The organism is Pseudomonadota bacterium, from assembly GCA_011049115.1.
Lineage (GTDB): Bacteria > Desulfobacterota > Anaeroferrophillalia > Anaeroferrophillales > Tharpellaceae > DSCM01.
In genome coordinates, this window is the sequence record DSCM01000076.1 from 1 (window position 1) to 8,762 (window position 8,762).

Consider the following 8,762-nt stretch of genomic DNA (forward strand, 5'->3'; position numbering starts at 1 on the left):
AAAATCCGGGATAATTTCTCCGCTTACAGATTTTTTTCGTATTTGCGGGAATGCGAATTGCTTTACATGCTAAGGACTCTATCCTAAAATCCACTTGTGTTTAACCTTTGCCTGTGCTAATGTTATTAATCTTATTAAAGATAGCAATCAAATTTCCGCAGCAAGTAGAAATTTCAAGGTGTCGCCGGTAACGATATTGCAATTGCCGGCCAACCAAAGAGCCATGAATAACATTTTTGCAATCAGCCGCCCGGCCGCCATCGACCTATGACCAGCAACCGGAACCGCTCAGCAAACCGGTTGACCGCCCACGGGGGCTTCACCCTGGTCGAATTGATGGTGGTCATCACCATCACCTCCCTGATCGCCGCCTTCACCTACGCGGAAATGCACTCCAGCGGCTATCGGCTGAAAAGCACGGCGCGCACCCTGCGCGCCAAGATGCAACAGGCGCGGCTGCTGGCGGTACGGGAAAACTGTAATGTTCTGGTTGATTTCGACATTAACGACGACGGCGCGATTGATTCTTGTTTCACCCTGTGGCGCGACCTGGATAACGACAACACTTATGACGGCGCCGCCGAACTGCTGGAAACCGTCACCCTGCCGAGTGATATTGCCTTTGGCGCCGTGACCTACGACGACGGAGGACCCGGCACCAGCGCGAGCGGCACCGCGTCCGTTCCCGCCTCCAACTTTGTTTCCTTCAGCGGCAACCGCGTTCGTTTCAGCCCTGCGGGCACCGCTTCCAACGGCTGGGTCTATCTGCATACCCCCAACCAGGACAGCTCCGGCACTTATGCCGTCGGCTCCAACAACGTCGGCAGAATCCAAAGCCGCTACTGGGCGACCGGAGGGGGAACATGGCGCTGATAAAAAACTCTAACAATTGCCGGGGCTTCACCCTGGTTGAATTGATGGTGGTCCTGGTCATTCTCGGCATTGTCTCGATCGGCGCCATGACCAGCATTACCGGCCAGAATAAGGTCTACCACAGCGAGGAGGATCTCATTGACATGCAGATGAACGCCCGCATAGCCATGGAGCGGATCTGCAACCTGCTGCGCATGGCCGGGGCCAACTGCAAAGACAGTTTCGGCAACCAGCTGACCTCCGGTCATCTGGCGACCTATGACAACAGTCCCCCCATCTATGATGACGGTAGTGACAACGACGAGCTTAACGCGATGTTCGTCATTGACAACCAGACGTCTCCAATCCCGGACCAGCTGACCCTGGCCGGAGCCGTCAGATACGCGGGCAAGATCACCGCGATCTCCGCCACCCAGATAACCCTCGATACCGCCGACCACAAGCTTGGGGGCACCGCCGCCAAGAGCTACATTGCCATTTCTCCCAGCCACAACAACGTGTACCGAACCATCTCGGCCGCGGCCGGCAACCTTTTGACCCTGACCAGCAGTCTCGACCCCCAGGAAGTCAGCGAAATCAGCAACGCCATCAACTGCATCGATCCTCTCACCGGCACCCCGAAACCGATAGATGTCATGGTCTACCAAGTACAGGCCTTCACCATTCGGCTGGTCAATAACAGTCTGAGAATCGACGACCATGTTTCCGCCAGCAGCACGCAACTGGATGTCGCCGAAAACATTCAGGATCTGCAGTTCCAATACGGCATCGATACCGGCAGCGACGGCCTGATCGACAGTTGGGTCGACGATCCGGCCGACATTTCCCGGATTCGGGCGGTGCGGGTTTTTCTTCTCGCCCGGACGGGAAAAATCGACAAAGAATACATTGACCGAAGAACTTATGATCTGGCCGGAGTCACGGTCGGCCCTTTTACCGGCACCGACGCGGGGAATCTCGATACGCATAGAAGCGTGCATCGCTACCTCCTCGAAACGACCATCACGATCCGCAACCTTAACCTGTAGCTGAATAAAGACAGAAAAGAGCGGCAGCCATGAAGCATGACCGGCCCCAGGGCTTTACCCTGATCGAATTGCTGATCGCCATGGCGGTGATGGCCTTCGGCATTCTCGGGTTTACGTTTTTAAACGGTCGGGCGATTCAGAATCGTGGTTTTTCCCGGGATTTGAACCGGGCGGTCCTGGTCGCTGAGCGGATGGCGGAACATCTGATGTATCTGGACTACAACAACCACCTTCTGGCGGACGACAACAGCGACGCCGCGGCGACCGCTTATCCGACCGGCAGTGCCGGCGACACCGGAAACATCGCCGGCCTGGACTACGTCGTGCACAGCAGCCCCGACGGTTTGCAATGGTACCGGGTCGAACAGGAAAATCAACGCTATTATGTGCGTTGGCAGATTACTACCGGAAACAGCCTGGTTGTCGGCTCGCCGAATGACGACATCAAACTGATTCTAATTTTCGCGGCTTTCGAGAAAAAGGATCCCAAAACCGGCAACCTCAGCCTGGGCGGTTACAACCGCGACCCCGGCAAGATCGAACCGACCATCATAACCTTCAAAATGGACCCGGAATCATGACAAAGCTCATCGCGGACAGCAAAGGGATGGCCTTGGTCATCTGCCTGCTGATTCTGACCGTGGCCGCCATGCTGGGCATCGGCATCGCGACCGACTCCACGATCGACGGACAGATCACCCGCAACCAGCGCGATAAAAGCAAAGACTTTTTCGTCGCCGACGGCACCAATCAACTCGAGGTGCCGAGAATCTCCACCGGACTGCCGGTCACCAATATCACCCAACCGGCCACGCTTGATAACAGCGACGACGGGGCCGGCGATAAAACCATTTCCGGCCTGCCGACCGGCATGACCAGCCCGGCCTACCGGGTCCGGATAAACTATCATTTTTACCGCCCCACCAAGAAAGCCGGCTATTCCTTCAATCTGTTCAATTCCTACTATTACAGCACCAGAACCCGAGCCCGGCGGAACAATCTCAATAAAACCGCAGTCAGCACCGTGGAAAGCAAAATCGGCCCTAAACTTTAGGAAAGAAACACGGGTTCTCAACAAGCCCGACCTGAACTTCAGCGAGGTAAGCGCCATGCCTTTTGCAAAAAAAAACGCAGCCTTTATTCCCGGCTTCTGCCAAACCATCATCCTGGCCTTGATTTTCACGGTCGGCGGCGGGGCCGCGGCCTTCGGACTTGATACCGATGTCTACCAGACCAACCTAAGACCCAACGTCGCCATTTTATTTGACTCCTCGGGCAGCATGGAATTCGGCATCTACGACCAGACCATCGATTACGGCGCTTTTTACAACTGGGCCTCGGAGCAGGGCGATTACGACCTTATCGCTGGCGGAGGCGGGACCAACAACTACTTTTACGCCCCCGACGGACCCGGTACCGGACGACAATACCCACGCCGGGAGATTTTGTTGCTGAAAGGCAACACCGGGGTAACCATCACCGCCACCGGCGTCACCTATACCGGCGACGCCGGCGATCCCAATTATATCTGGTACACCAACAATGTTGTCCACACCTATACCTATATTGATGAAGACGGCAACCTCTCTGGAGACGGCCTGCACACTCCCAGACTCAGCCTCGATGAAGCCGGCTATATCCTTCTCGACGGGGTGCCCCTGCCTCTGGATCGCGGCATCAAACTCCACGACTTTCAGGCCAATCCCGATGGCTCCCTGACCGACCAGGGTTTCGGGGGCCAGCTCAACGCTCCAGGCTGGTATTTCAGCGGTCTGAAAGGGGTCGACGCGGCCAATCACAACGTGGTTGAACACAACGACACCAACGTCTATTTCTTCATCTCCGGCAACTGGATCAACATGCAGATGATGTACAACCTCTATACGATCAACAGTATAAACGAGGATTACCGCACCTGGAAGACACGGACCTTTCCCGACACGCTCGAGGAATTCTGGCACACGGTGGCCTGCAGCATCAATTCGACCAATTACCCCAGTAATTATCCCAATCGCCACGAGCAGACCTGGGAGCTGGCCCAGCTCGACGCCACCAAGGTCAGGCTGCATTTTGCGGATTTCGCCACGGAAAGCGGTTCTGACTTTGTCGACATCTTCAAGGATAACACCCACACCGGCAATCGTGTCTTTCATCTCTCCGGCAACCTCGGCACCGATTTCTGGAAAGGGCCCTTCACGCTCACCGCCAACCACAAATTCTTTATCTCGTTTACCTCGGATAGAAGAACTACCGCCAGAGGATTTTTCATCGACAAATATGAATACCTGGAAACCAACGAGAACGCCTCCGGCTACAAGATGCAGCGCCGCATCGATGCCGTGCGGGAAGCCATTCTCCACGTCATCGACATGACCCGGGGCAAGATCAACTGGGCCTTGGCCAGCTTTGCAACCAGTCCGCACACCGGCAACGGGGCCCATATCTGGCAGCCCTTTAACCCGGTACTCGACGATGACGCCGTGCGCCAGAACATCGTCACCCATATTAACGCCCTGGAACCAAATGGCGGCACCCCTTTGGGCGAATCTCTGCAGGATATTTTTAAACATTTTGAGGCCAAGAAAAACCTTCTCCCCGACTGCTCCCGCAACTACTGTATCACCATCTCGGACGGTTTTCCCTCGCAGGATGACGACTGGAGCCGCATCAGCGGCAAGACCTTCACGGACACCGACGGCGACGGCTGGACCGCCGATCCTTACCAGTACCACCCGGCGCCGGCCAACTATTTTGACGACGTCGCCTCCTATCTTTACAATTACAGTTTTCGGGACCGCAGCGAAATCGACACGCCCGGCGCATCCTATGACAACATCACCTGCCACATGCTGAGTTTCATTCAGGGTCTGCCGCTGTTAAAGGACGCCGCCGAGGATGGCGGCGGTCTTTATCTCGCCGCCTACAACAAGCAGCAACTGATCAACGCTTTTTACTCGCTGGGCCTGATGATCATTAAAAGCACCTCCTACGTGGCCCCGGTCATCTCGGTTGACACCTCCAACAAAACCCAGAGCGGCGACCAGCTGTACATGGCCTTTTTCAAACCCACCGTCGATCGCTGGAGCGGCAACCTGAAGAAATATAAACTGGACAAACGCCAGAAAAGCAACTGCGCCGAGCGCAGCGAGGAAGAATGGGTGGTTGTTGATCAGAACGACCTCGACGCGGTTGACTGCGACGGCGTTTTTCTTGAAACCTCGGTTTCTTTCTGGAGTACGGAAAGTGACGGCGGCGAGGTTGAAAAAGGCGGCGTCGGGGCTCTCTTGAAAGCCGCCGTCGCCGCCGGCAATCTGACCTCATTCCCCTATACCAGCACGGGCCGCAGCATCTATGTACTGAAAAACAGCGGCACCAATACTCAGTTTCTGCCGGCCAACTTCAACAATGCCGACCTGGGTGTGACTGACGACGCCGAACGTTACAAAATCTTCAACTACATCTATGGTTACACTTACGCCGAGGACGGCAGCAGCAACCACTATCCGGTGGCCCGCCGCAACTGGCCGCTGGGCAGTTTCATTCACTCAAGCCCGGCGATCGTGCATTACGAGAGCGCCTCGCCCGCCAAAACCTACATCGTCATCGGCGGCAACGACGGCATGCTGCATGTCTTTGACGACAGCGATGGTCGGGAGGTCGTCGCTTTCATTCCGGAGAACCTGCTGTTACGCTTAAAGGAGCTTGATCCGGGGCAAAGCGCGACCTATCCCAGCCCGCTCTTCTTTGTCGACGGCCCGGCCACCTATAGCTACAGTTTCAACAGCAGCGGCCAGATCGTGCCCGACCAGCTGATTTTCGGCTTGCGCCGCGGCGGCCGGGCCTACATTTCCCTGAACGTCGCCAACAACAACCCCTTAAACTGGACCGAGAAATGGAATATCGACAACAGTCTGGCCGGCTTCAACGAACTGGGACAAAGCTGGTCCAAGGTCAGCCTAGTAAAATTCCGCGTCTCAAGCTCGTCAAGCAAGACCATCGGGGTTTTCGGCGGCGGCTATGACGCCAGCGGCGCGGATGGCATCGATCCGGACGGTGTCGACAGCATGGGCCGGGGGATCTTTTTTATCGACATCTCGCAACCGGAAACCAGCGCCGGCTTCATAATTAAAAAATTCACCTACTCATCGACGCCCACCGATCCAACTTATGCCATGCAGTATGCCGTGCCCTGTGACCCACTGATTTTGACGGATGATTACGGTTATCTGAGCGGGGTCTACTTCAGCGATCTAGGCGGCCAGATTTGGCACGTCGCCTACAGCAACAGCAGCTACACCTGGGGCAGCCCCCGCCTGGTCTTCAAGGCCAATCCCGGTTCCAACGCCGGCAGCGGCAACAGCGGCGGCAGCCTGATCAGCTCCGATGACGGGCGCAAGATGTTCTATGCTCCGACCGGCACCTATCTGGGCAACTGCAACTATGTTGACGGCGACGACGAGGCCCGCGACTCCGAAAGCATTGTGCTGATGGTCGGCACCGGCGATCGGGAACAACCCATGAAAACCGATATTCACGACCGCATCTACATGATCGTCGACGATGCCGCCGCCACTCTCGACGAAAGAAATCTACTCAATGTCACCCACGATGAACTGGATGTCGACTCGACCCTGTCGGCCAGCGAAAGAGAAACGCTTTACGGGACCCTGGCCGAAACCTACGGCTGGTACATCAAGCTTGACGCCATCATCGACAGTTACAGCCACGTCGGCGAAAAGGTGCTCGCGCAGCCGACCATCTTCTATGGTATCGGCTACATTCCAACCTTTACTCCCAATGCCACCGATCCCTGTTTCCCTCACGGCGAAGCCAAGATCTACGGCCTCAACTACTGCGACGGCACCGCCGGCCTCAACTATTACAAAGGCAACGACACGGAAAGCGGCGGCGTCTACAGTAAAAAATATGACTATCGGGACCGCTATCGGACCATCGGCGAAGCCATTCCGTCATCTCCGGAGATCATCATTCGCGACGGGGTGGTCGCGGCCTTCTGCAGCGTCGGGGGCGGACTTCCGGGACTGGGCGAGGAGGGCTCCTCCAAAATTCCCCAGCCCAATTTATCCATCGACATGATCAATTGGCGCTGTCTGTCGGGGAATCGATAAATTCAACCAACCGGAAAAAAGGAAAGGATCAAAAAAAATGAAGCTTTTATTCTCAGCGGTCATCGTCGTCTGCTGCTTGGCGCTGCCCTTTTATCAGAAATCATGCCAGGCCGCCCTGGCCGCCGGACCAGCGGATGAATCCTACAGCGGGGTTCTGCAAAGCATCAACCTGCTCAGCGATCGCTACCGGCTCACGATTGACGGCAAGGATATGTATATCATGACTGAAGACAAGAAAAAGGCCATGAATTTGGCCGGGACCGCCAAAAGCCTGCTCAACCAAAAGGTCACGATAACCTATCTGAAAGCGAGCGCCGTCATCCTGAGCATCGCCCCATTCAAGGAAAAATCGTTTCATTGAATGGAAATGGATTTTGAACCACATGCCCGTACCCACCCCAGGCGACAACAGCCGAGCAAACTGAACTGAGCCTGGCGGCATTCGAAACCAAGCGGGATGATTCTCACCCCTCTATCGGCCAGTCATGGCGGCGTAACAGGGAGCGAATCATCCCGTTTTTTGCCTACCCGGACGTATTCATCTATGACCCGGTTGCCGACACCTGGGAAGAAGGGCCTTCCCTGAACCTGCCGCGCTCCACTTTAGCGGCCGTATCCACCCCGGACGGCAAGATTTACGCCATCGGCGGCACCAATGCCGGGGCCTACAGTAGTACCAAAAGTCTGATAAACGCGTTTTTATCTCAGGAGAAAGAACATTACACCGGACGGGTCCAGGATACGGTTGAAGTTCTGGACACCAAAAGTTTACAGAAGCGATAGACCTCTAACCCCAGGTCGTGGTCCTGGTCTCCGTCATCCCGAAAACCCTAACGCGGGCAAAGCCCGCAACCCAAAATATTGATGCTTTTCTTTGACAGTTGGAAAGCCATTATGAGGCTAACTTTACGAAATTATTATGCTACAACTGGTGAAACGGCAAAACTGTAGTGTCACGATTATGCCACTTTAACCTTGATTTAGTTTGGATATATTTGCCATATTGGTGATGTCCTTAGAAAAGGAGGAGGTCACCATGTTTGCTCGAGTCAAAAAATCCGGTAAAAACCAGTATCTGCAAATCGTCGAAAGTCGGTGCGAAGGCAAAAAAGTCAAACAACGAGTCATCGCCACCCTCGGCCGCCTCGACGAGATGCAGGACAAAGGAGAGATTGAAGGTCTCGTTCGTTCTCTGGCCCGTTTTTCCGAAAAGGTCCTGCTGGTTCTGACCGGGAAGAGCCACGCGGATGTAACAGCCGTGAAAGTTGGGCCGCCAAGAATTTGAGTGGACCGACATCAAACATGACCTTAAAGCTCTACAGGAAATCACTTTGACCGAAAAAGGAAAAATCATTCGTGGTCAGAAGCGAATGCCAGGGGTGCGCGGGGAAAGTGTTTCTGGTTGTAGGCGTGGCTATCCCTCCAACGATTCGAGAAATATGAGCTGCTGGATTTCCAAAAAACAGAAAGAGAAACTGTAGTGCCAAGGCCATTGTTGCGCCTTGTTACAGATTGTTATTAAAAGATTGTTTTTAGGCAACTGTCAAAGATGAGTTAAAGGGAAGTGGATCGGATTAAAAAAAGTAGAAGATACACAACCGGAACATTACAATATTAATTGGCCGAAAGAGCCGGCAGGGCAGACTGTCAGACGCCAAGATGATCAGTTACGGAATACGAATTTCGTGCGCCTGGATGTTCTGGATCGGGGGCAAAGGCAAACGATGGGACC

Annotated in this window: 8 protein-coding genes; all 8 read left to right on the forward strand. The window is 54.8% G+C overall.

Translation table 11 applies throughout. From position 1 onward, the window contains the following. Positions 1–267 precede the first annotated feature (267 nt). The 8 genes from ENN66_06180 to ENN66_06215 all read left to right on the forward strand — a co-directional run bounded on the left by ENN66_06180 (position 268) and on the right by ENN66_06215 (position 8,315). Positions 268–873, forward strand: coding sequence for a prepilin-type N-terminal cleavage/methylation domain-containing protein (locus tag ENN66_06180; GenBank protein HDS16188.1), 606 nt, complete (start codon positions 268–270; stop codon positions 871–873). Beyond that, complete coding sequence (locus ENN66_06185; GenBank protein ID HDS16189.1) at positions 864–1,901, forward strand: prepilin-type N-terminal cleavage/methylation domain-containing protein; 1,038 nt, start codon at positions 864–866, stop codon at positions 1,899–1,901. The genes ENN66_06180 and ENN66_06185 overlap by 10 nt, the downstream gene beginning before the upstream one ends. Positions 1,902–1,930: 29 nt before the next feature. Further along, on the forward strand, positions 1,931–2,482 hold the full coding sequence (locus ENN66_06190) for a prepilin-type N-terminal cleavage/methylation domain-containing protein (GenBank protein ID HDS16190.1): 552 nt from the start codon (positions 1,931–1,933) through the stop codon (positions 2,480–2,482). Further along, complete coding sequence (locus ENN66_06195) at positions 2,479–2,955, forward strand: hypothetical protein (protein ID HDS16191.1); 477 nt, start codon at positions 2,479–2,481, stop codon at positions 2,953–2,955. The genes ENN66_06190 and ENN66_06195 overlap by 4 nt, the downstream gene beginning before the upstream one ends. Before the next feature lie 55 nt (positions 2,956–3,010). Continuing rightward, positions 3,011–7,030 carry a hypothetical protein gene (locus ENN66_06200; GenBank protein HDS16192.1) on the forward strand — a complete coding sequence of 1,340 codons (4,020 nt, stop codon included), beginning with the start codon at positions 3,011–3,013 and terminating at the stop codon, positions 7,028–7,030. Between the two features lie 37 nt (positions 7,031–7,067). Then, complete coding sequence (locus ENN66_06205; GenBank protein ID HDS16193.1) at positions 7,068–7,391, forward strand: hypothetical protein; 324 nt, start codon at positions 7,068–7,070, stop codon at positions 7,389–7,391. A 65-nt stretch (positions 7,392–7,456) separates the two neighbouring features. Next, positions 7,457–7,813, forward strand: a complete 357-nt coding sequence (locus tag ENN66_06210) for a hypothetical protein (GenBank protein ID HDS16194.1) — start codon at positions 7,457–7,459, stop codon at positions 7,811–7,813. A gap of 253 nt (positions 7,814–8,066) precedes the next feature. After that, complete coding sequence (locus ENN66_06215; protein ID HDS16195.1) at positions 8,067–8,315, forward strand: hypothetical protein; 249 nt, start codon at positions 8,067–8,069, stop codon at positions 8,313–8,315. The last annotated feature ends 447 nt before the right edge of the window (positions 8,316–8,762 follow it).

Excerpts from the sequence above, each read along its gene's own strand:
- ENN66_06190 (HDS16190.1), top strand. The coding sequence starts at position 1,931 with ATGAAGCATGACCGGCCCCAGGGCTTTACCCTGATCGAATTGCTGATC.
- ENN66_06215 (HDS16195.1), top strand. The coding sequence starts at position 8,067 with ATGTTTGCTCGAGTCAAAAAATCCGGTAAAAACCAGTATCTGCAAATC.
- ENN66_06205 (HDS16193.1), top strand. The coding sequence starts at position 7,068 with ATGAAGCTTTTATTCTCAGCGGTCATCGTCGTCTGCTGCTTGGCGCTG.
- ENN66_06180 (HDS16188.1), top strand. The coding sequence starts at position 268 with ATGACCAGCAACCGGAACCGCTCAGCAAACCGGTTGACCGCCCACGGG.
- ENN66_06200 (HDS16192.1), top strand. The coding sequence starts at position 3,011 with ATGCCTTTTGCAAAAAAAAACGCAGCCTTTATTCCCGGCTTCTGCCAA.
- ENN66_06195 (HDS16191.1), top strand. The coding sequence starts at position 2,479 with ATGACAAAGCTCATCGCGGACAGCAAAGGGATGGCCTTGGTCATCTGC.
- ENN66_06185 (HDS16189.1), top strand. The coding sequence starts at position 864 with ATGGCGCTGATAAAAAACTCTAACAATTGCCGGGGCTTCACCCTGGTT.